A 20,395-nucleotide genomic window follows, 5' to 3' on the forward strand; every position below is an offset into this window, starting at 1 on the left:
TATTATACACAATTTGCTCACAGCAATTATTCTTAAAAATTTTTCTTTTTACCCCTTGAACTGTTACAAAATCAAGCATATATAGAATACACATTATTAAGTATTAAATCTATGGAGGTAAGAATGTCTTTTAGACCATTGCACGATAGAATTGCGGTAAAACCAATTCAACAAGAAGAAAAAACAAGTGGAGGAATTATTATTCCTGATACAGCAAAGGAAAAACCAATACAAGGTGAAGTAGTAGCTGTAGGTAAGGGAACAAAAAGTGAGAATGGTACTGTCCATCCATTAGAAATTAAAGTAGGAGATAAAGTACTTTATGGCAAATGGGCTGGCACTGAAGTAAAAGTTGATGGTTTAGATTTGGTCATTATGAAAGAAAGTGATGTCATGGGCATAATTGCATAACTATTGAAAGTTAGTAAATACAGCTTCTTTATACGTCTATTAGCGAGAAGCCCGTAAGACCGACGAAGCAATCCAGTAACATCATTTATCTATAGATTGTTTCCTGGATTGCTTCGCTTACGCTCGCAATGACGTTGTGGTATAGGTATTTGTAAACTTTTAACAGTTGTGGACATACTTGGTTAATAATTTATTTATTGTAAGGAGAACATAAATATGGCAACAAAATTAATAAGACACGGCTCAAATGCACGTGAACAAATGCTAAGAGGTATTGATATTTTAGCTGATACCGTAAAAGTAACATTAGGTCCAAAAGGTAGAAATGTTGCAATTGAACAGTCATTCGGTTCACCAAGACTAACCAAAGATGGTGTAACAGTGGCAAAAGCTATTGAACTAAAAGATAAGGCTCAGAATTTGGGAGCTCAATTGGTAAAATCTGTGGCAAGTAAAACATCTGATGTTGCTGGTGATGGAACAACTACCGCAACTGTTCTAACTCAAGCAATAGCAAGAGAAGGTAACAAAGCAGTAGCAGCTGGTTTTAACCCTATGGATATAAAACGAGGTATAGATTTAGCTGTTAACCTAGTAGTTGAAGAAATTAAGAAAGCTAGTAAAAAAATCAGCAGCCAAGAGGAAATTGCTCAAGTTGGTACTATTTCATCAAATGGTGACAAAGAAATTGGCGAAAAAATTGCCGTAGCGATGGAAAAAGTTGGTAAAGAAGGCGTAATTACCGTTGAAGAAGCTAAGAATTTTAGTTTTGAAGTAGATGTAGTTGAAGGCATGATGTTTGATAGAGGCTATCTATCACCATATTTTGTTACTAATTCCGAAAAGATGGTAGCAGAATTGGAAAATCCGTTTATCTTACTATTTGAAAAGAAATTATCAAATTTACAACAAATGTTACCAGTACTTGAAGCAGTAGTGCAATCAGGACGTCCTTTACTAGTAATCGCTGAAGATGTAGAAGGAGAAGCACTTGCTACTTTGGTAGTAAATAAATTACGTGGTGGGTTAAAAGTTGCTGCAGTTAAAGCTCCTGGCTTTGGCGATAGAAAAAAATTCATGATGGAAGATATCTCTATTTTAACAGGCGGTCAGCTCATCAGTGAAGATCTTGGTATGAAACTTGAAAATGTTAATATCAAAATGCTAGGTACTGCTAAAAAAGTTACTATTTCCAAAGAAAATACTGTCATAATTGATGGTGCTGGTAGTAAGGCAGACATTGCAGCTCGTTGCTCACAAATTCGTAAACAAATCGATGAATCTAGTTCAGATTACGATAAAGAAAAATTGCAAGAGCGTTTAGCTAAGCTTGCTGGTGGTGTGGCTGTCTTAAAAGTTGGTGGTGCTACTGAGGTTGAAGTAAAAGAAAGAAAAGATCGTGTCGAGGATGCATTGCATGCTACTAGAGCAGCAGTGGAAGAAGGCGTTGTTGCTGGTGGTGGTGTTACTCTTTTCTATGCAGCAAGATCCTTAGAGTCGTTAAAAAGTACTAATGAAGATCAGCAAGCTGGTATTAACATCGTTAAGAAAGCTCTACAAGCTCCAGTAAGGCAAATTGCAGAGAACGCTGGTATGGACGGAGCTATTGTAGTTGGAAAACTTACTGATAGTAAAGAGAAAAACTTTGGCTTCAATGCTCAAGATATGACTTATGTTGATATGATTAAGGCTGGTATTATCGATCCAACTAAGGTCGTGCGTACTGCTTTACAAGATGCAGCATCGGTTGCTTCTTTGATTATTACTACTGAAGCATTTATTATCGATGAACCAGCTGATAAAGATGAGCCTGCTATGCCACGTGGTGGTATGGGCGGCGGTATGGGTGGCATGGGCGGTATGGACTTCTAACGCTCATTTCTTCATACTAATAACACTTTACCCCAACTCTAGATAAGAATTAGTTAATTCTTATCTAGAGTTCGCGTACTTTGATGTCATCCCTCTGCTTTTTTGTAGGTATGACTTTTTATTAACAGACCTCTTTCGAAACTCGCTTATGCTGAGGAATTTGAAGGAAACGCTTCATCTCAAACCGCAGCGTATACTGCTCGTAAATGAAGAGTTGGTAGACGATAGTATAACTTCAAGAAGAGCTAGGCAGTAGCAAAGTCGAGCAGCGTAGCGTACATTAGACTTGCTGCATAAATCAAAGAAGCTTTCGGGATTTTTAGGAGAAACGAAGCCGGCTACCTTCGCGTACACAGACGTACGTGAGGAGCGGAGGCGAGTTTCGACGACAAAATCACCAACTAGATTGACTTATGCAGTAAGTCTATTAGTAACTAGGCAGCTTCGATCTTTGCTCGCGACAACGCCAATTCTTGAAGTTCTACCTGAGTATACTATAATTCCGTTACGGATTCGAGTACCGCATCATTGTCCAAATCACCAGCAGAAGTAGAGTTTCGAAGGAGGTCTAATGTACTAAAGTAATTTTTACCGGAAGCTTATCAGATAACTTTAACCAAATTTTATCAGTAGTATAAATTTCCATATTATAATAACTACCAGTTGCTATGCATGCTCTGTCACCTAAAGATAAACCATAATCTTTTGTTAAACTTATTAACTTGCCTGCTTTGATACTTATACTTTCAGAAAATGGTATGATGTCTGGAACTATATCTGTTATAATTGTATCAATTTCATTTTCTTTTATATTAGATCTAGTTAAGACAGAAACTAATTCACTTAAATTAACTGATGATAAGGCACTACTTGCAATAACATCCTCTAATATTTTATAACCTGATTCTTGTTTTAATAAGGCAATGATTGCAGATGTATCTAATAAAAATTTCTTAGTCTTGATTAGAGATTTAGAACTTGTTTGCATCTTCGTTCCTCATCAGTTTTAGCTCTTTTTGTAAATCAATATCCTCGTATTTACTTAAAATATTTCTAGCTTTTTCTATATTAGCATGATAAGTCGAAACTATTAATTCAGAATCTTTATATTTAATGGACACTTCATCACCAGCTTTAAGATGCAGTTTTCTTCTAATTTTAGCGGGGATAGCAAGTCTCCCATTACTGTCTATATAACTTTTTAATGCTGTCATAATATATACCGATAATGTTAAGATTAATATAAAGATACAACTATATACATAGTAACTAAAATTATAAAAATGGTCAATTTAATAAATACTAGATAAATACTAATTCTAATAATCCTGCTTTTTAGTCTAATTTTTTAATTTTAGATTTCTAATAAGTGAGTTTGCCAAAGATATCTATTAATAAAATTTACTTTGCTATAAGCCGGATACATGACTGCATTCGATTTTTAGGTCGCGGGAATCTTAATTCTTGAAGTTCTACCTGAATATGCTAAAGAACCTAAGCAAGGGGTAGATATGTTTGTTGCTTATCAGAATAAGTAAAAATTTGCCCAGTTTTTATATCAAAAAACCATAAATGAATAGTTAGCTCTTTCTTGGTCACTAGTTTATTAATCCATGGAAACGTCATACAATTTTGATGTGATTGTTTAAGTGCTAATTTTGTATAATCATCAGCATTATAATGTCTAAAATTAGGTGTTTTTATCAGAGCAACCCAGTTGGTTATAAAATCATTCTGCACTCTATCGTCACTATTTAATAATTCTTGAATTCCTCCACATTGGCTATGTCCTAATACAATTAAGTGTTCAACTTTCAAAAAGCATATTCCAAACTCTAAGGCAGCACTTGTGCCATGATGAGATCCATCTTTTTCGTAAGGAGGAACAATATTTGCTACATTACGTACAACAAATAAATCCCCTGGATCACATTGTAGTATTAATGCCGGATCTACTCGTGCATCACAACAAGCAACCACCATAATCTTTGGTTGTTGACCATCACGGGATAGACTCTGCATAATAGATTTATTACCATAAGCATATTTTTTTCTAAATAGCTGATAGCCTTTTAGTATTTTTTCAAAACTTTGTTGCATATATACTGCTCGTAAATGAAGAGTTGGTAGACGATAGTATAACTTCAAGAAGAGCTAGGCAGTAGCAAAGTCGAGCAGCGGAGCGTACATTAGTACGTGAGCAGCGGAGATCTTTAGACACGACAACGCCAATTCTTGAAGTTCTACCTGAGTATATGACCCTCAAGACGTCACTACAATTATAGCAGATATTTTTCAAGCACTAATAGATTTTAAATTTTTGTAGGCATACCATCCCAACGTTTTATTAAATCAGTATTAATATCAAAAATATCAAGAACCCGCGAAATTGAATAATTTATCATGTCATCCAAGGTTTTAGGTAAACTATAAAAAGCAGGTACTGGAGGTGCAATTATCCCACCATAATTCGTTACTTTTAACATATTTTCTAAATGACCTAGATGTAAAGGAGTCTCTCTTATCATCAACACCAGTTTTCTTCGTTCTTTTAGTGTAACCCCTGCTGCTCTACTGATTAAATTATTCTCAATACTGCCAGCAATTGATGCAAGAGTTCTCATGCTACATGGAGCTATTATCATGCCAAATATCCTAAAAGCACCGCAAGAAACCCTAGCACCAATATCAGAAAGATTGTAACAGTAATCTGCTAGATCTTTTACTTGTTCTATGGAATAATTCGTCTCATGTAATATGGTAAGATGAGCAGATTTTGAAATAATTAGATGACTCTCAATATTTATCTGCCTCAGAATCTCAAGTAACCTTATACCATATATTGCTCCAGAAGCTCCAGAGATTGCCACAAGCAATTTTTTTTTATTATCGCTAGTCATAGCTATATTTTTTCCTTTCAAAGTGTATTTGCTTATATTAAAATGATGCTTGGTTTACAAAAAACCAAGCTTTTAACTGATTATGGAGTTTGCAGATGAGTCTCATGAGCCACATACAAAGTTTACAAAAAAAACATAATGATTTAGAAAGACTAATAAATACCGGATTTTTGCATTTGCAAGATAATACTAAAGTCAGGCAGTTAAAGAAACAAAAATTAATATTAAAAGATAAAATTCTATTGCTATATAAAGGTTTCACCAAGAATGCTACTATCTCTCAGAAGTAAAGGATTAGCTATTATTTTGTCTTCGCCCTCGGCTACTGGTAAATCTAGCTTAGCTAAAGCAGTTTTAAAAATCGACAGTAATCTTAGATTATCCATTTCTGCAACTACTAGAAGACCAAGAACAGATGAAGTTGATGGAGTAAGTTACTATTTCAAGACCAAAGAGGAATTTAATAAATTAATTGAGCAAGATGCATTTCTTGAATATGCAAATATTTACAATAATTATTATGGAACACCTAAAAAAGTTGTAGAAGACTTACTAAGTCAAGGGTTAGATGTTTTGTTTGATATAGATTGGCAAGGTACAAAGCTAATAAAAAAAACCTTGCCAAATGTAATTACAATTTTTATTTTGCCACCGAGTCTTAGTATTTTGCAACAACGAATTAAAAATAGAGGGCAAGATAGTAAAGAATCAATAAAGTTGCGTGTGAAATTAGCTACTAAAGAAGTGTATTATGCCAAACAATATGATTACGTGGTTATTAACGATGATTTTGATACTACTCTTGAAACAATATATTCTATAATCACTGCTGAGCGATCGAAAAGAATAAGACTTGATTTAGGCAAGTTTTATAATGATTGGCATGACCAACTCTGATGTTATCCCACAACTGTTGAAAGTTTACAAATACCTATACCACAGCGTCTATTAGCGAGCGTAAGCGAAGCAATCTAGGAAACAACCTATAGATAAATGATGTTACTGGATTGCTTCGTCGGTCTTACAGCCCTCCTTGCTAATAGACGTATAGAGAAGATGTATTTATTTACTAACTTTCGACAGTTATGGACGTTATTCCAAACAGTAGAGTTTACTATTACCCACAAATATTTATAGGGTTAGCCAACCGCCAACCTTGTATTAGTTAGACAAAATTTCTCTCTAACGGTTCTACATTATTTATTTCTTTTATAAATTGCTCTTGTATTATTTGCAAGTTATCTTGAAAATTATCCCAAAAATTTTTAATTTCTTGTTCGTAAGCAACCAGTTCAGACATAGTCCAATTAAATTGTTCAAAAAGTTTATATAAATTATTTAGTCCGATGTGCAGAACAATTATATTAAGTAATTCTGGAGAAAATAATTTTTTTATCCTTGCTTCTTGTGCTTCTTTATATTCACCATGATTAGCGATGCCAAACTCTGCTATATCATGCATTTGACTAGTCCGTACTTGTATTTCCATATTACGTCTAGATGTACCAATAGTAGTCACAATATGCAAGGAACTATAGCCGTTATCTTTGGGATTAACAATATAGTCTTTATATTTTTCATGGTTACTAGGATATATATCATTAATAATATCTAGTACTTTATAACAGTCTTCTAGCGTATCAACTATAATTCTAAAAGCAATGAGGTCAGTTAATTGATAAAAACCAATACCTTTTCTTACCAATTTCTTTACGATCGAATAAGGGTCTTTTAATCTGCAAGATATCTTCGCTACTATAGAATTCTCTTGCAATTTAGTACTAATAATATCAGTGATATTGTGTAAATTATCAATATCCTCGTATAACATAAAATGCACACTGTTACTTTAATTATTGATTTAGATTATTATATATACTTTACTATCAAGAATTCACAAGTATTTACGAAGGCAATTCTTCAAAAGCATCGAATATACCTGTAATATTAATAAAAACTATTACCCTGTCAAGATCAAATTATTAATTTATAAATAAGAAAGATTTTCCAAATGATATAATTTGTTAAACAATTTTTATATCGAATTGAGATTAATGTACTTAGTGTTTAGTTATTTTATGTTATTATACTCGGTGAACTTCAAGAATTGGCGTTGTCGTGTCTAAAGATCTCCGCTGCTCACGTACTAATGTACGCTCCGCTGCTCGACTTTGACACTCCTAGCTCTTCTTGAAGCTATACTATCGTCTACCAACTCTTCATTTACGAGCAGTATATAACCTCAGCCGATGTAAAATACGCGAATTTGGGATAAGAAATGAAAATAGCTACTTGGAATATTAATTCTATAAGAATAAGACTACAACATTTAAGGGACTTTTTAACAGAAGTAGATCCAGACATTGTTTTGTTACAAGAAATCAAGTGTGAGACTGATAAGTTTCCTTTTGATGAACTATCAGATCTAGCATATAATTTCTATGTGTATGGTCAGAAATCCTATAATGGTGTAGCTATCTTATCAAAGTTTCCAGCTGATGAAGTGGTAAAAGACTTTCCGGGTATTAATTGTACTAATCAAGCACGGTTTATAGAAATATCTCTACAAACTCCTATAGGTTTTTGTAGTATCACTTCATTATATGCACCTAACGGTTCATTGGTAGGTAGTGATAAATTTAAAATGAAATTAGAATTTTATGATAATTTAATTAATTACTTCGAATCCAAAAGAACTCTTGATACTAAGGTGATAGTTGGAGGAGATTTTAATATTGCTCCTTTTGATATTGACGTATACTCAGCAAAAAAGTTACAAAATACTACTTGTTTTACTAATGAAGAAAAACAACGATTGAGAATTATTTTAAATTCTAGTTTTGAGGATTTATATAGATTATCAAATCCTACTAAGCAAGAATTTTCTTGGTGGGATTATAGAGCAGGTTGCTTTGAACAAAATAAAGGTATGCGTATTGATATGATACTTGCATCAAGCAATGTTGCAGATTATCTAAATGATTGCTACATGCATTATAATCTACGAACTAAAATTAAGCCTTCTGATCATATACCCGTTGTTGCTATCATTAGTTAACCTCAAATATCGTCTACCAACTCTTCATTTACGAGCAGTATATTGCCAAAAAAGTTAAAAAATGGTTACAAAAAAGTTTTATAGAAATAAAGAAGATTTTATTTGTGATATATGTAGTGAATTGGTACAAGGAAATGGCTATACTAACCATTGTTCAGCATGTTTCTACAGCAAACATGTGGATATTAACCCTGGGGATAGAGCCTCTAGATGTAATGGACTAATGCAGCCAGTTTCCTATAAACTCGACAGTAAAAAGGGCATAATTCTAACTCATAAATGCCTTAAATGTGGAGAATATAAAAACAACAAGCTTGCAAGCACAGATAGCGTAGAGAATTTGCTAGATGTTTTCAGTTATGCCTGAATATAACCCAATTAGGGATAAGAATTGACAAATTCTTATCCTGAATTCACGTAATATCAGGGCAATGGTATAAATTCTATCACCATTACGATGCCCCAAACATTTTCGGGTTAGCTACAGATTCAGTCTATTGTGTTTTTATTGCCACAAAGTATCTCTATAACACTATTGATTAATGCTCATAATAGTTTTTTAGTTTGTCCTAAAGAAAATATTATGCTATATATACCGAACTAGGTAGCCTAAGTGGAATTTGGAGAGATTTGTGTTTCACGGGCATTATTTGAGAATCTAATAAGGGAATTCTTGTCTATATAATTTAAGGAGAAATATTATGAAAAAGTTGTTTTTAATCGCTGCTACAAGTACGGCTCTTTTAACTTCTGCTACATCTTTTGCTGAAACAGGGGGTTTTTATCTTAAAGCTGAAGGTGGTGCAGCTATGTTGAATAAAGAAAAGGCTAAATTACCTAAAGAAATGGAAAACTTATCCTTGACACAGAAAGTTAAAAGAAGTGCTGTTGGTGTTGTTGGTCTTGGTGCTGGTTATTATGCAATGGATAATGTTAGAGCAGAATTGACACTTGATTTCCTTCCTAATATAGAATTCAAAGATTCTATTACTGTTACTGGTGCGGTGGCAAAAGGCGAGGGAAAGCTCCAAGGAACTCTAGAATCAAAACGTAAAGGACAAGTAATATCATTGTTGCTCAGTGGTTATGTTGATTTGTATGACGCAGGTTTTGCTAAGTTCTTTGCAGGAGCAGGTGTTGGTATGGCTCAAATAAAAGAGAAAGCAACTCTAAATGGAGCTATAGTGGCTACACATAACACTATAGAGGTTAATCGAAAATCAATCGATATATCCACAAAGTCTAAGAATTCTAATAATTTTGCTTATCAGTTGAGTGTTGGTGCTTCTGCTAATGTGGCTGATGGTATAAATGTTGAGCTTGCCTATAGCTGGAGAGATTATGGAGCAGCAAAATATGGGAAAGGGAAAGAGAGCAAATCAGAAAGTGCTTACAGAGGTCACCATTTAATGGCTGGCTTAAGATTTGATCTTTAATAATAATTTATAGATTTATTATTTTTGTTCCACAAAAGAAGAGGGTTTTTGGTAACCCTCTTCTTTTGTTATTTGTAGGGTTATCTTGAAAATAAGCTAGCGGATTAGTTTAATTTATAGTAAAATGTAAATTAAAAAATAGAACTATGAAAAATTTACTCTTAGTAACGATTATAACTATTTCACTTTTATTCTCTGTTTCCTCTTTGGCTATTGACAATCAATTTTATTTAAAAGCAGAGGTTGGAGCGAATAAAATGGCTAATATTAAGTTAAATGATAAAAAACTAAAGCAAAATACCGCTATGTTTCTTGGCGGAGGTTTGGGTTATTATATTCTAGATAATGTTAGAGCTGATCTCATGCTTGCTTGGATTGCTAATCATCAATCTAAGCATTCTTTTGCCGGTATAGACTCAAAAATTAAGCCTCAAATTGCTACTTTAATGCTTAATGGTTATGTGGATATTGTTGATATAAGTATTTGTGAATTTTTTGTTGGTGCTGGTGCTGGAGTTGGTCAACTAAAAAACCAAATTACTAAGAATAATGGTGTATCAGTTTCTAGTGCTAAAAAAAATAACCTAGTCTACCAGCTTACTCTTGGAGCTGCTACAAAGTTAGCCCCAGGAGTAAAAGTTGAAGCAGCTTACAGTTGGAAAGATTTTGGTAGCACAAAAGAAATAAAAAATCATATTAAGTCATTAGCATATAAAGGTCATAATGTATCACTCGGCGTCAGGCTTGATGTGTAATATGCTCAACTAATATTCTGTCATTCCTCTAGCTACGACAACATCATTGAACAATTCGGACACTATATGAAAATACCATACCATTGTGATGTTGCCAAAAGGGTTATATTAAAAGAATCTGCTGCATTAGTTGAATTATCTAATAATATTCCTAGTGATTTTAACAATATAGTAGATTATATAATTAACTGTAAAGGTAGGGTTATTTTAACCGGTATAGGAAAGAGTGGTTATATAGCTCATAAAATAGCAGCAAGTTTTGCTTCTACCGGTACGGCTGCTTTTTATCTGCACCCAGCTGAGGCTAGCCACGGTGATCTTGGTATGGTAACTGACAATGATGTAGTATTTATGTTGTCTAATTCAGGAGAGACCAAAGAATTATTTGATATAATGAAATATTGTAAGAGATTTTCTATAAAAATAATTGCCATGACTATGAATGTCAACTCTACTATAGCAATCAATAGTGATTTCCTATTATTAATACCAAGAATCAATGAAGCATCTTATATTGCCGCTCCAACAACTTCTTCAGTAATGATGTTATCTCTTGGAGATGCACTTACCACTTCTGTACATGAAGCACGAGGCTTTTCTGAAGATGATTTTCGGCTGTATCATCCTGGAGGAAAGATTGGAGCGAATCTTATAAAGGTAGAGAGCTTAATGCGGGTGAAAGATCAGTTGCCTTTAGTATATGCTGATACCTCATTTACCGATACTATATTGGTTATGAATCAAAAGAGTCTTGGATGTGCTATAGTGGTAAATAAAGATTTGAGTTTGGTTGGTATTATAACAGATGGAGACTTGCGTAGACATATTAATGATAAAATAGATATGAAGTATGCATGCGATGTAATGACTTCTAATCCAAAACAAATTTCTCCTTTAAAATTAGCGGGAGAGGCTTTAGGTATAATGAATAGTAAATCGATTACTAGCATACCAGTAACTGAAAATAATATGGTGATTGGTATTGTTCATATCCATGATTTACTTAGGGCAGGAATTAGTTGATGAATGTTCATGATAATGTTGGCAATATTATGGTTAAGATTCCCTTCATAGATAAAAGTAGTAGTGCTATCATTTCATCCTATAGACGTTCAATTAGTCTATCAAAGATCTTATCTTGTTTAGGAATAATATTAACCTTATGTTTAATTTATATAAATTTAAATCCTATCAGTAATAATTCAAAATCAACGGAGGATAATAGTAGCAATAGTGCTTTTAATCCAAATGATAAAGATTATGAAATAAAAATTTCAAATTCAATTTTTAAGGGGTTCAATAAAAACTTAAATCCTTACCAAATTCAGACTGTGCAAGCAGTTAGGACTTTAGGTAATCAATATAAACTGGAAGAAATTAATGCTACATATAAAATAAATGACAACAAAGACTTAGTGATCAGTGCAAAAAATGGTATATTGAATGAGAGTAGTCACATATTAAAATTAGAAAATGATGTACAGTTTTTTTTAGGAGAAAGCACATTAAAAGCACAAGAAGCCCAACTGAATCTACTAAATAAAGAAACATATAGTAACACAGGAGTGGTATTATCTTATAAAAATTGTAAAATTACTTCTAATAATTTTAGTGCTACACATGATAATGATATTATAAATTTCAAAGGTAATGTATCGACGGTTATTGATGTATCGGATTTTTAGCATGATTTGCTATGTATTGTTTTTTCTAATCATGAGTTCATCCGTAGCCTATGGGAAACATCCGTACTCAAAGCATTCGAGTATGGATAGATTATATATTCATTCTGACAATTTAGTAATTGATCAAACTAAGAATCAAGCTTGTTTTACAGGAGAGGTGATTTTGTGGTTTGATGATATGATGGTAAAAACAACTAATTTAGAAATTTTTTATAAAACAGTTGATAATAAAAAAACTATTGATTACATCTCCATACCGTCAAGATTGATTGCTAAAAAGAATAATGGTCAAGAGTTACTAACTGCTACTTCTGCAAAATATTTTGTAGAAAGAAAAGAACTAGTACTGCTTGGTGATGTAATAGTACAAAATAAGGATGGTATTATAAAAACTGACAAACTAGTATATTATACGGAACTCAATAATATAGATTATAGCAAATCAAAAAATTAGTTATGTAAGAAATTTTTAAAGTATGCCGCATTTAATAATAGAGAAATTACAAGTAAGTAGTATTTCAAAATCTTATAATAAGAGAGTGATCCTAAACGACGTATCTCTTCAATTAAAAACAGGAGAAATAGTTGGTCTTTTTGGTCCAAACGGTGCAGGTAAAACTACCTGTTTTAGTATTATTATAGGACTTACCAAACCAGATAGTGGAGCATTATTTTATAATGATCATGATATTACTCATTTACCAATTTATTTAAGAGCTAGGTTTGGCTTTAGCTATCTTCCTCAAGAACCATCAATTTTTCGTGGGCTATCTGTAGGAGATAATATTAGATTAATGCTAGAGATTTTAGAAAATGACCAAGAAATTATCGAACAAAAAACATTAGATTTGCTTAAAGAATTTTCTATTCTTCATCTAAAAGACATGCCAGCAATAGGATTATCCGGCGGAGAAAGACGTAGGCTAGAAATCGCAAGAACAATAGCACTAGATCCCAAATTTATTATGCTTGACGAACCACTTGCAGGCATTGATCCGTTAGCAATTGAGGATCTTAAAAATTTAATTGTTCACTTACGTAACCGCAATATCGGCATCCTAATTACCGATCACAATGTTAGAGATACTCTTAATATAGTTGACAGAGCCTATGTTATTTACGAAGGAAAAGTCCTATTAGAAGGAACTCCACAAGAAATAGCCACAAGCTATCAAGTAAAGGAAGTATATCTAGGGCAATCTTTTTGTTTGTAATAATAGACCTCTTGGTACTCGAATCCGTAACGGAATTAGAGTACGCTGCGGTTCGAGGTGAAGCGTCTCCTTCAAATCCCTCAGCATAAGCGAGTTTGCCAAAGAGATATATTTTTTCGTTCACTATTATGTCAACCTGATCAATACATGTTTTTTCTTACCTGCGGATATCTTAATAACCTGCTTGTCCTGCATAAAAGTTAAATCAACAACCATATTTTCATCTTGGATTAGTTGATTATTGATTTTTGCTCCAGCCCCTCTAATCAACCGACGTCCTTCGGATTTTGATTTAGCAAGACCTGCTTCATAAAGTAATTCATATGCTGGAATACCTAGAGCTAACCTCCCCTGTTCTAGATAAATAGTTGGTAAATTGCAATCAATTTCTCCTTGTTCAAAAAGCTTGGTAGCTGTTTCTAAAGCTGTCATAGCTGCCTCTTTACCATGACAAAGTTTAGTTAAATTAAAGGCTAATTGCTTTTTGGCACTATTAATATCAGATGCACTAAGTAAGATAAACTCTTGCATGGCATCTTCTCCTAACTCACTATATAATTCTGCGAACTTGACCACATCTTGATCTTCACAATTCCGCCAATATTGATAATAATCGTACGGGCTTAACATATCCTCATTTAGCCACACAGCTCCACCAACAGACTTGCCCATTTTGTTGCCAGAAGCAGTTGTTAGTAAGGGCGTAGTTATACCAAAGACTTCATTACCTGTTAGTTTCCTTGTAAAATCAACACCCATTACTATATTACCCCACTGGTCGCTACCACCTATTTGTAAAGAACAACCATATAGTTTATTTAAATGATAAAAATCGTAGGCTTGTAGTAACATATAATTAAATTCCAAGAAACTCATATGTTGCTCTCTCTCTAAACGTAATTTTACAGAGTCCATAGATAACATACGATTCACAGAAAAAAAAATACCAAAATTGCGAAGAAATTCTAAGTAATTTAACGATTCTAGCCAATTTGAATTATCAACTAATATTGCATCATTTTCCCCAGTACCAAATTTAATAAATTTTGATAATGATTTTTTTATACCTTCAGCATTTTTGGCAATTTCTTCTTTTGTTAAAGATTTCCTTGCCTCATCTTTACCGGTAGGATCGCCAATTTTACTAGTTGCCCCTCCTAGGAGTACTATTGGTTTATGACCATATTGTTGCAATAAACGCAGTATCATAATTTGCATCAGACTACCTACATGTAAAGATTGTGCTGTACAATCAAAACCAATATAAGCAGATATTTTACTGTTTTTCATTAGCTCTGTTAGTTTTTCTAAATCAGTACATTGATATAGAAAACCTTTACTATCAAAATTTTTAATAAACATTTTTTAAACTAATTTTTTTAATATTTATTATTAGACTTCCTGCATAAGTCAAAAATAGTTGAGGAATTTTTAGGAGAAACGAAGCCGAGCGCCACAGCGTGCACAGGCGTACGTGAGGAACACAGGCGAGTTTCGACGACAAAATTACCAACTAGATTGACTTATGCAGGAAGTCTATTATTTTGTAGCAGAATTGAAGACCTCTACTTCGATTCTGCTACTCAACTTTTATCCAAAAACTTGAAAATTGATTTATCAATTCTTCAAGTTTTTGAAGTAGGTCAATATAGGAGCAGATATAAAAATAGATGAATATGTACCAACTATTATACCAAAAAACACTAATACACTAAAACTATAAATAGCTTCCCCACCAAATATTACCAAAGCTAGGTTTGCGAGTAAGGTTGTAACAACTGTTAGAATAGTCCTAGACAGAGTTTCATTAATACTCAGATTAATAATTTGTGGCATTACTTTCTTATGTGATTTGCGTAAATTTTCTCTGATTCTATCATAGATAACTACTGAATCATTCACAGAATAACCTATTATGGTAAGAATAGCAGCTATGGAGCTTAAATTGAAGTCTAGCCTCATTACACTCATAAAACCTAAGCTTAGTATGGTGTCATGTAACAAAGCTACAAGTATACCAAGCCCAAAATACCACTCAAATCTAACCCAAGTGTAAACCATTATGGCAAGAAACGAAAGAATTAGTGCTGTTATTCCTGATTTTATCAGTTGAGTACCAACTTGTGGACCGACAAAATCTACTTTACGATACTCAAATTTATAAGGAAATTGGTTTTTTAAAGTTGATTTGATAAGCTCAATATTTTGCATTAAAGTATCTTCACTATTGCTGCCAACTCGTATTGACAAATCATGCTGATTACCAAAATTTTGCAATACTATTTCACCAATCTTAAGGTTATTAAGCACTTCACGCATTTTGGTTAAATCAGGGTCTTGATCAAGCCGCACTTCTATAACAATCCCACCAGCAAAATCAATACCAAAATTAAATTTGTAAATCCCTATCCAAATAATACTTACAAGAGATAAAATAATGGATATCGTATAACTTACTTTTTTAAATCTGATAAAGTCAAAGTTGATTTTATCAGGTAAAAGCCTTAATGGATATAATTGCATTATTGAATTCTTTAATTTATATACCGAGAGCTTGTCTATACAATTCTAAGATCGCATCTTGTTCAGCTAGCTTATTTCTATCAAGTTTTTTTAGTTTTAACACCGACTTCATGGCCTTGGTATCAAAGCCACTAGAGCTGGCTGCATCAAATATATCTTTTATTGCTTCAGATAATTCAGCTTTTTCTTGTTCAAGCCCTTCTATTTGATTTATATATTGTTCTAATTGTTCTTTAGCTATCACTTCTGTCATAAAATTAAAGTTTATTGTTTATCAAAAATTGTAATATGGCTAGTATATATTATTTTTATCAAGCCACTAAGTAGTTTATAGATAATTTTGCTATAAATACTAGAAAAATTTTTAGATTAGTTACCCCAATTAGGGATAAGAATTAGTTAATTCTTATCCCTAATTGGCTTTAATATAAGGAAAAATGCATTCTTAAAGCGGTTTTGCAAATGCATTTTAAACCTTTCTAAAGCTAAAAACATGATTTTAAAAGATTAAAATCATGTTTTTAGCAAAATATTAATTTAACAATCAGATGCAGAGCCGTCTCAAATCTGATTGTTTCGATAATTTTACCGAATTTGGGATAAGAATTGACTAATTCTTATCCCAAATTCGCGTATTAGTTGTTACCCTCTTGAACGATCCTTATAAAAACAAAGAGCTATTAGGCTTGAAATAGCACAAGCAATTACATAATAAATAGATGAAGTAATAGTACCAGTTTTTTGTACAAGATATTCTAGTATTAAAGGTGTTGTACCACCAAAAATACTGGTTGCTGTATTATAAGACAATGATAAAGCAGTATTTCTGATATTGGTTGGATAGAATTCAGCTTGCAGTGCAGGTTCAGGACCAATATAACAAGCAGCTAAAATTGATAATACAATTTGAGATATAATTATAAAATAAAATTCTCCAGTTTCAATTACATTCATCAAAAAAGGAATAACTAAAATAATTACCAGTAAATTAATCACAAAAATTTTCTTTCGACCAATTACATCAGATAAATAGCCAGAACATAAAGTAACAATAGCCATGATTATATAACAATAATTAGCTAAATTGCTAACTTGGTCATCGGTAAAACCACGATTTATCCTCAAAAATGACATTAGATAAGTAGCTTGTAGATAGAATATTACTGAACCTGTAGAATTGATGAAGATTGATATTAACATATCAATCCAATATACAGAGATAACTTTTTTCAGAGGAGATTTTAAAATCCCACCATTTTCTTTTATACTTTGAAAACTAGGGGTTTCACTGGTATATTTTTTTATATAAAGTCCAGCAAATAAAATAAAGATTCCTAATAAAAATGGTATTCTCCACCCCCAATCATTAAATTGTTGTCCTGATAAAAGGCTTTGTATAAGCTGCGAAATGAGTGATCCAAATAATATACCAATACAAATACTGGACATTGGTATACTGCCAGTAAAGCCACGATGTACCTTACCTGTATGTTCAATAGCAAATGCAATTGAGCCAGTAAGTACTCCGCCCATTGATAAACCTTGCAGCATCCGAAGTAGAATCATTAATATAGTTGCGGTAACACCTATATTGTCATAAGTTGGTAATATGCCAATTAGTGCCGTTGGCAGAGACATACAAAATATAGATGTACTTAAAGCAGTTTTTCTACCAAAACGATCTCCCAGTATCCCAAAAAATACCCCACCTATTGGTCTCATTAAATAACCGATAGCAAATACCAAAAAAGCATGCAATAAAGACGAGCTAGGACTTGATCCAGGAAAGAACTTTGCTCCTATTATAGGAGCAAAGTAACCAAATAGTGCGTAATCATACCACTCAAATGCATTTGCTACACCGCTTGCAAAAACCAACTTACGTTTATTCATATTTTTTATTATTTCATTGGTGTCAAGGGTTAGAATGCTTGTTAGCAACATAATATGATGGCTTACTCATAATGCCCACTCAAGCTGATTATTAGTACAGTCTTTTCATCTTCAAAGATTTCGTATATCAGTCTATGTTTGATATTAATTCTTAGAGAATAGCAACCTTTTAAGTTGCCTACGAGTTTCTCACTGCTGATAGGTCTTGGATTATTTTTTAATTCAGTCCATAGTTTTCTAGCCTTATTATCAAGCTTTTCTGACTTTAACTTTTGGAAATCTTTAAATGATTTTTTAGTAAATTTCAAATTGTACAATGACATTAATTCATATCATCTTCATTTAAGCACTCATCCAAAGGTTCTTGCCGAGCTTTCAGTATTTCCTTAACTAATCCAGGTATAGAATATAATTCTAATGTCGCTTGCAAAGATTCGTAGTCTTCTCTAGATAATAGTACTGCGTCATAATGCTTACCTTTTAAATATACTGGCTTATGTGTTTCGTTTGTTTCTTGTACAAGGCTAAATAAATTAGCCCTTGCTACCGATATTGTTTGTACGTTCATAATTTATCTCCCTTATAAGTATACTCGCTTTGAAGGATTGTTTTTTGAAAATATCAAGGACTCGTGTACGCTCTGTTTGTCCCTTATTTGTAAATCCAATTTTCCAAATCATTTGAGTATATACACATAACTAGTACATGATATTGTACATCAATATCATGTCAACAAAATGTTTGAAGAAAACAAGCATTGCTAGTACTTCTTCATGCAGTAGCTTTATCATTTTGTGTTATATTTCCTTTCTCAGAATATATTATAAACAATGTTGCAGGTATTATTATCAATGCTCCGTATAAAGTACTGTTTTCAGGGATTTCATTAAACACAAGATATCCAGCTGATGCTGAAATTATTAACTCTAAATATCTATAAGGGGCTGTAGCTGTGGCATCAACTAGAGAGAAAGCCTTTAATAAGAAAAATAAGATTAAACTACCCCCAGCTCCTAAGGTAAATAGCAAAATAAATTCTGAACTGGTAGGTGTTTGCCAATACATTATTGATGGTGGTATTGATACTAAAGATGTTACTAAAGCAGAATAAAATAGCATACTAATCATTGATTCTTTTACTACAAATTTCTTATTGATAATATCTAACATTGCAAAAATTATAGCAGCTAATACAAAAATTAATATCTGTGGATTAAAATCGCTAGCATGAGGTTTCAAGGTAATAACAATGCCAATAAAACCAAATAAAGTTGCTGCCCATCTTTGCCAAATAATATTCTCATTTAAGAAAAAAACTGCTAGAACTAGAGTAAATAAAGGTGTAGCAAGACTAATAACTGTAGCAGTAGTCACTGGGGCAATACTGAGACCATAAATCCAACACGTCATAGCAAAAAACAATAAAACCCCTCTTGCAATATGTATAAAAGGACGATTAGTTTTCAGAGTCTGTTTCCCATAATATAAAATAAAAGGGACAAGAATTAAAGCACTAAAGAAAAAGCGAAAACAAGTCACCTCAAAACTATGTAGCCTAAGTCCAAGATATTTTGCTGTTATGTCATTAGTTGTACTACTTATCAAGCTTAATATAAACCAACCAATACCAACAAAATAAGTGTTTAATTTATTATTCATTGTATAGACCTTAATTCGTTATTTTTTTATATTTTTTGTATTAGTGTTTTCTATATTTAGTGTTATAGTGTCACTAATGTTAAACAAATTTAAAAATCTTATTATCAATTTGATTTCCAAATAAGAAAGAATATATATAATACAGCAATATATTTAAAGCAAGAAAAGGTTTATAGTTATGATAAAAGTCACAAAAAAATTTGGAATATTGCTATTGGTAAGTTGTGTAAGTATCTCTAGCTTTGCTAATTCTGATTTAACTAATAATGACTATGATGCCGATTATTATGAAAATGAAGGTAATCTTGTGTTTAAAATAAGAGGGGGGGGGATAAAATCTAGTGCAAAGCAAAAAGGCTTTCCTAAGGCTACCGCCGCAAGCCCAGTATCGATTGGTAATTTTGTTGAAAATGGTTACGGTTTTGATGCTTCTACATCAATATTCTTTGCTAGTAATGTTGCTGCAGAGTTATCTTTAGGTTTTAATGTATTACGTCCTAAAAATAATAGTTTAAAGAATGTGGCTTATAATTATGGTGGTAATCCAGCAGATGTTGGTAAGAGAAAAGATCTTTATATGATACCCCTGACTGTTACGGGACAATATCATATAGCTCCCTTTGGTGCTATTAGACCTTATGTTGGCGTTGGTTATCATGGAGCTTATATGTTCAGTAAATCTAAAGGATGTACAGTCAAAAATGGTCACGGTGCTGTATTACAGATCGGGGTTGACTTATATGCTAAGGATGATACATTGATTAACTTAGATGTAAGGCAGTATTTTCTTAAGACCAAAGTTGATTATAAAAATAGTTTAGTAAAACAACCTATATCATCTAAAGTAAGGTTTAATCCGTTAATGATTGCAGTAGGTATTGGTTTTAGGTTTTAGGCTTGCCTGACCTAATTAAACGAGAAATTGAAATAGTCTAAGATGTCTATTGTTGACTTATTAGTTAGAAGAGACTATATCTTTTCTAGACATA

General features: G+C 32.6%; 25 protein-coding genes. 13 read left to right on the plus strand and 12 right to left on the minus strand.

Going from position 1 to position 20,395, the window contains the following annotated elements; genetic code table 11:
* Positions 1-123 precede the first annotated feature (123 nt).
* On the plus strand, positions 124-411 hold the full coding sequence (locus ACFEL2_RS07695; RefSeq protein ID WP_341751614.1) for a co-chaperone GroES: 288 nt from the start codon (positions 124-126) through the stop codon (positions 409-411).
* A 216-nt stretch (positions 412-627) separates the two neighbouring features.
* Positions 628-2,283 carry a chaperonin GroEL gene (gene groL / locus ACFEL2_RS07700; RefSeq protein WP_341751613.1) on the plus strand — a complete coding sequence of 552 codons (1,656 nt, stop codon included), beginning with the start codon at positions 628-630 and terminating at the stop codon, positions 2,281-2,283.
* 568 nt (positions 2,284-2,851) lie between these two features.
* Here groL and ACFEL2_RS07710 read toward each other — a convergent pair.
* The 4 genes from ACFEL2_RS07710 to ACFEL2_RS07725 all read right to left on the minus strand — a co-directional run bounded on the left by ACFEL2_RS07710 (position 2,852) and on the right by ACFEL2_RS07725 (position 5,183).
* On the minus strand, positions 2,852-3,271 hold the full coding sequence (locus ACFEL2_RS07710) for a type II toxin-antitoxin system VapC family toxin (RefSeq protein WP_341747932.1): 420 nt from the start codon (positions 3,269-3,271) through the stop codon (positions 2,852-2,854).
* Positions 3,255-3,497, minus strand: coding sequence for an AbrB/MazE/SpoVT family DNA-binding domain-containing protein (locus ACFEL2_RS07715; RefSeq protein ID WP_341751612.1), 243 nt, complete (start codon positions 3,495-3,497; stop codon positions 3,255-3,257). The genes ACFEL2_RS07710 and ACFEL2_RS07715 overlap by 17 nt, the downstream gene beginning before the upstream one ends.
* A gap of 280 nt (positions 3,498-3,777) precedes the next feature.
* Entirely contained in the window at positions 3,778-4,383 is a 606-nt protein-coding gene (locus ACFEL2_RS07720) for a carbonic anhydrase (protein WP_341751611.1), read from the minus strand.
* A gap of 212 nt (positions 4,384-4,595) precedes the next feature.
* Positions 4,596-5,183, minus strand: coding sequence for a UbiX family flavin prenyltransferase (locus ACFEL2_RS07725; RefSeq protein WP_341751610.1), 588 nt, complete (start codon positions 5,181-5,183; stop codon positions 4,596-4,598).
* Between the two features lie 104 nt (positions 5,184-5,287).
* On the opposite strand from ACFEL2_RS07725, the gene ACFEL2_RS07730 reads away from it, so the two are divergent.
* Both ACFEL2_RS07730 and gmk read left to right on the plus strand, forming a co-directional pair.
* A complete protein-coding gene (locus ACFEL2_RS07730; RefSeq protein ID WP_341755487.1) occupies positions 5,288-5,473 on the plus strand; it encodes a DUF465 domain-containing protein in 186 nt (61 codons plus the stop codon).
* Positions 5,451-6,080 carry a guanylate kinase gene (gmk, locus tag ACFEL2_RS07735; protein ID WP_341751609.1) on the plus strand — a complete coding sequence of 210 codons (630 nt, stop codon included), beginning with the start codon at positions 5,451-5,453 and terminating at the stop codon, positions 6,078-6,080. Before ACFEL2_RS07730 ends, gmk begins: the two co-directional genes overlap by 23 nt.
* A 268-nt stretch (positions 6,081-6,348) precedes the next feature.
* Here gmk and ACFEL2_RS07740 read toward each other — a convergent pair whose 3' ends face one another.
* Positions 6,349-7,014 (minus strand): bifunctional (p)ppGpp synthetase/guanosine-3',5'-bis(diphosphate) 3'-pyrophosphohydrolase, encoded by a 666-nt coding sequence (locus tag ACFEL2_RS07740; RefSeq protein WP_341751608.1) that lies wholly within the window; start codon positions 7,012-7,014, stop codon positions 6,349-6,351.
* Positions 7,015-7,461: 447 nt separating this feature from the next.
* On the opposite strand from ACFEL2_RS07740, the gene xth reads away from it, so the two are divergent.
* The 8 genes from xth (at position 7,462) to lptB (ending at position 13,331) form a co-directional block, all read left to right on the plus strand.
* Positions 7,462-8,241 carry an exodeoxyribonuclease III gene (xth, locus tag ACFEL2_RS07745; RefSeq protein ID WP_341751607.1) on the plus strand — a complete coding sequence of 260 codons (780 nt, stop codon included), beginning with the start codon at positions 7,462-7,464 and terminating at the stop codon, positions 8,239-8,241.
* Positions 8,242-8,302: 61 nt separating this feature from the next.
* Positions 8,303-8,608 carry an RNHCP domain-containing protein gene (locus ACFEL2_RS07750; protein WP_341747924.1) on the plus strand — a complete coding sequence of 102 codons (306 nt, stop codon included), beginning with the start codon at positions 8,303-8,305 and terminating at the stop codon, positions 8,606-8,608.
* Between the two features lie 334 nt (positions 8,609-8,942).
* On the plus strand, positions 8,943-9,677 hold the full coding sequence (locus tag ACFEL2_RS07755) for an outer membrane protein (RefSeq protein WP_375331936.1): 735 nt from the start codon (positions 8,943-8,945) through the stop codon (positions 9,675-9,677).
* Between the two features lie 146 nt (positions 9,678-9,823).
* Positions 9,824-10,432 carry an outer membrane protein gene (locus ACFEL2_RS07760; protein WP_341751604.1) on the plus strand — a complete coding sequence of 203 codons (609 nt, stop codon included), beginning with the start codon at positions 9,824-9,826 and terminating at the stop codon, positions 10,430-10,432.
* 66 nt (positions 10,433-10,498) lie between these two features.
* The gene (locus ACFEL2_RS07765) at positions 10,499-11,455 is read left to right on the plus strand and encodes an SIS domain-containing protein (RefSeq protein ID WP_375331937.1); all 957 of its coding nucleotides are present in this window, start codon (positions 10,499-10,501) and stop codon (positions 11,453-11,455) included.
* Positions 11,455-12,117 (plus strand): LPS export ABC transporter periplasmic protein LptC, encoded by a 663-nt coding sequence (lptC, locus tag ACFEL2_RS07770; protein ID WP_341751602.1) that lies wholly within the window; start codon positions 11,455-11,457, stop codon positions 12,115-12,117. The genes ACFEL2_RS07765 and lptC overlap by 1 nt, the downstream gene beginning before the upstream one ends.
* Positions 12,118-12,199: 82 nt before the next feature.
* A complete protein-coding gene (locus tag ACFEL2_RS07775) occupies positions 12,200-12,571 on the plus strand; it encodes an LptA/OstA family protein (protein WP_341751601.1) in 372 nt (123 codons plus the stop codon).
* Positions 12,572-12,593: 22 nt separating this feature from the next.
* On the plus strand, positions 12,594-13,331 hold the full coding sequence (gene lptB, locus ACFEL2_RS07780; RefSeq protein WP_375331938.1) for an LPS export ABC transporter ATP-binding protein: 738 nt from the start codon (positions 12,594-12,596) through the stop codon (positions 13,329-13,331).
* A 126-nt stretch (positions 13,332-13,457) separates the two neighbouring features.
* Here lptB and tyrS read toward each other — a convergent pair whose 3' ends face one another.
* The 7 genes from tyrS to ACFEL2_RS07815 form a co-directional block, all read right to left on the minus strand.
* The gene (gene tyrS / locus ACFEL2_RS07785) at positions 13,458-14,693 is read right to left on the minus strand and encodes a tyrosine--tRNA ligase (protein ID WP_375331939.1); all 1,236 of its coding nucleotides are present in this window, start codon (positions 14,691-14,693) and stop codon (positions 13,458-13,460) included.
* 255 nt (positions 14,694-14,948) lie between these two features.
* On the minus strand, positions 14,949-15,854 hold the full coding sequence (secF, locus tag ACFEL2_RS07790; RefSeq protein ID WP_341751599.1) for a protein translocase subunit SecF: 906 nt from the start codon (positions 15,852-15,854) through the stop codon (positions 14,949-14,951).
* Between the two features lie 16 nt (positions 15,855-15,870).
* Positions 15,871-16,107 carry a DUF2312 domain-containing protein gene (locus tag ACFEL2_RS07795; RefSeq protein WP_341751598.1) on the minus strand — a complete coding sequence of 79 codons (237 nt, stop codon included), beginning with the start codon at positions 16,105-16,107 and terminating at the stop codon, positions 15,871-15,873.
* A gap of 389 nt (positions 16,108-16,496) precedes the next feature.
* Positions 16,497-17,747 (minus strand): MFS transporter, encoded by a 1,251-nt coding sequence (locus ACFEL2_RS07800; protein ID WP_341751597.1) that lies wholly within the window; start codon positions 17,745-17,747, stop codon positions 16,497-16,499.
* A 62-nt stretch (positions 17,748-17,809) separates the two neighbouring features.
* Positions 17,810-18,070 carry a Txe/YoeB family addiction module toxin gene (locus ACFEL2_RS07805; protein WP_341751596.1) on the minus strand — a complete coding sequence of 87 codons (261 nt, stop codon included), beginning with the start codon at positions 18,068-18,070 and terminating at the stop codon, positions 17,810-17,812.
* A complete protein-coding gene (locus ACFEL2_RS07810; RefSeq protein WP_341751595.1) occupies positions 18,070-18,315 on the minus strand; it encodes a type II toxin-antitoxin system prevent-host-death family antitoxin in 246 nt (81 codons plus the stop codon). The genes ACFEL2_RS07805 and ACFEL2_RS07810 overlap by 1 nt, the downstream gene beginning before the upstream one ends.
* 203 nt (positions 18,316-18,518) lie before the next feature.
* On the minus strand, positions 18,519-19,406 hold the full coding sequence (locus tag ACFEL2_RS07815; protein ID WP_341751594.1) for a DMT family transporter: 888 nt from the start codon (positions 19,404-19,406) through the stop codon (positions 18,519-18,521).
* 178 nt (positions 19,407-19,584) lie between these two features.
* Between ACFEL2_RS07815 and ACFEL2_RS07820 the strand changes: the two genes are divergently transcribed.
* Positions 19,585-20,301: an OmpW family outer membrane protein gene (locus ACFEL2_RS07820; RefSeq protein WP_341751593.1), complete on the plus strand. Its 717-nt coding sequence runs from the start codon at positions 19,585-19,587 to the stop codon at positions 20,299-20,301.
* Positions 20,302-20,395: the final 94 nt, after the last annotated feature.

The sequence above is a fragment of the Candidatus Tisiphia endosymbiont of Temnostethus pusillus genome (genome assembly GCF_964264675.1).
Classification (GTDB): domain Bacteria; phylum Pseudomonadota; class Alphaproteobacteria; order Rickettsiales; family Rickettsiaceae; genus Tisiphia.

Excerpts from the sequence above, each read along its gene's own strand:
- ACFEL2_RS07695 (WP_341751614.1), top strand. The coding sequence starts at position 124 with ATGTCTTTTAGACCATTGCACGATAGAATTGCGGTAAAACCAATTCAA.
- groL (WP_341751613.1), top strand. The coding sequence starts at position 628 with ATGGCAACAAAATTAATAAGACACGGCTCAAATGCACGTGAACAAATG.
- ACFEL2_RS07710 (WP_341747932.1), bottom strand. The coding sequence starts at position 3,271 with ATGCAAACAAGTTCTAAATCTCTAATCAAGACTAAGAAATTTTTATTA.
- ACFEL2_RS07715 (WP_341751612.1), bottom strand. The coding sequence starts at position 3,497 with ATGACAGCATTAAAAAGTTATATAGACAGTAATGGGAGACTTGCTATC.
- ACFEL2_RS07720 (WP_341751611.1), bottom strand. The coding sequence starts at position 4,383 with ATGCAACAAAGTTTTGAAAAAATACTAAAAGGCTATCAGCTATTTAGA.
- ACFEL2_RS07725 (WP_341751610.1), bottom strand. The coding sequence starts at position 5,183 with ATGACTAGCGATAATAAAAAAAAATTGCTTGTGGCAATCTCTGGAGCT.
- ACFEL2_RS07730 (WP_341755487.1), top strand. The coding sequence starts at position 5,288 with ATGAGCCACATACAAAGTTTACAAAAAAAACATAATGATTTAGAAAGA.
- gmk (WP_341751609.1), top strand. The coding sequence starts at position 5,451 with ATGCTACTATCTCTCAGAAGTAAAGGATTAGCTATTATTTTGTCTTCG.
- ACFEL2_RS07740 (WP_341751608.1), bottom strand. The coding sequence starts at position 7,014 with ATGTTATACGAGGATATTGATAATTTACACAATATCACTGATATTATT.
- xth (WP_341751607.1), top strand. The coding sequence starts at position 7,462 with ATGAAAATAGCTACTTGGAATATTAATTCTATAAGAATAAGACTACAA.
- ACFEL2_RS07750 (WP_341747924.1), top strand. The coding sequence starts at position 8,303 with ATGGTTACAAAAAAGTTTTATAGAAATAAAGAAGATTTTATTTGTGAT.
- ACFEL2_RS07755 (WP_375331936.1), top strand. The coding sequence starts at position 8,943 with ATGAAAAAGTTGTTTTTAATCGCTGCTACAAGTACGGCTCTTTTAACT.
- ACFEL2_RS07760 (WP_341751604.1), top strand. The coding sequence starts at position 9,824 with ATGAAAAATTTACTCTTAGTAACGATTATAACTATTTCACTTTTATTC.
- ACFEL2_RS07765 (WP_375331937.1), top strand. The coding sequence starts at position 10,499 with ATGAAAATACCATACCATTGTGATGTTGCCAAAAGGGTTATATTAAAA.
- lptC (WP_341751602.1), top strand. The coding sequence starts at position 11,455 with ATGAATGTTCATGATAATGTTGGCAATATTATGGTTAAGATTCCCTTC.
- ACFEL2_RS07775 (WP_341751601.1), top strand. The coding sequence starts at position 12,200 with ATGGATAGATTATATATTCATTCTGACAATTTAGTAATTGATCAAACT.
- lptB (WP_375331938.1), top strand. The coding sequence starts at position 12,594 with ATGCCGCATTTAATAATAGAGAAATTACAAGTAAGTAGTATTTCAAAA.
- tyrS (WP_375331939.1), bottom strand. The coding sequence starts at position 14,693 with ATGTTTATTAAAAATTTTGATAGTAAAGGTTTTCTATATCAATGTACT.
- secF (WP_341751599.1), bottom strand. The coding sequence starts at position 15,854 with ATGCAATTATATCCATTAAGGCTTTTACCTGATAAAATCAACTTTGAC.
- ACFEL2_RS07795 (WP_341751598.1), bottom strand. The coding sequence starts at position 16,107 with ATGACAGAAGTGATAGCTAAAGAACAATTAGAACAATATATAAATCAA.
- ACFEL2_RS07800 (WP_341751597.1), bottom strand. The coding sequence starts at position 17,747 with ATGAATAAACGTAAGTTGGTTTTTGCAAGCGGTGTAGCAAATGCATTT.
- ACFEL2_RS07805 (WP_341751596.1), bottom strand. The coding sequence starts at position 18,070 with ATGTCATTGTACAATTTGAAATTTACTAAAAAATCATTTAAAGATTTC.
- ACFEL2_RS07810 (WP_341751595.1), bottom strand. The coding sequence starts at position 18,315 with ATGAACGTACAAACAATATCGGTAGCAAGGGCTAATTTATTTAGCCTT.
- ACFEL2_RS07815 (WP_341751594.1), bottom strand. The coding sequence starts at position 19,406 with ATGAATAATAAATTAAACACTTATTTTGTTGGTATTGGTTGGTTTATA.
- ACFEL2_RS07820 (WP_341751593.1), top strand. The coding sequence starts at position 19,585 with ATGATAAAAGTCACAAAAAAATTTGGAATATTGCTATTGGTAAGTTGT.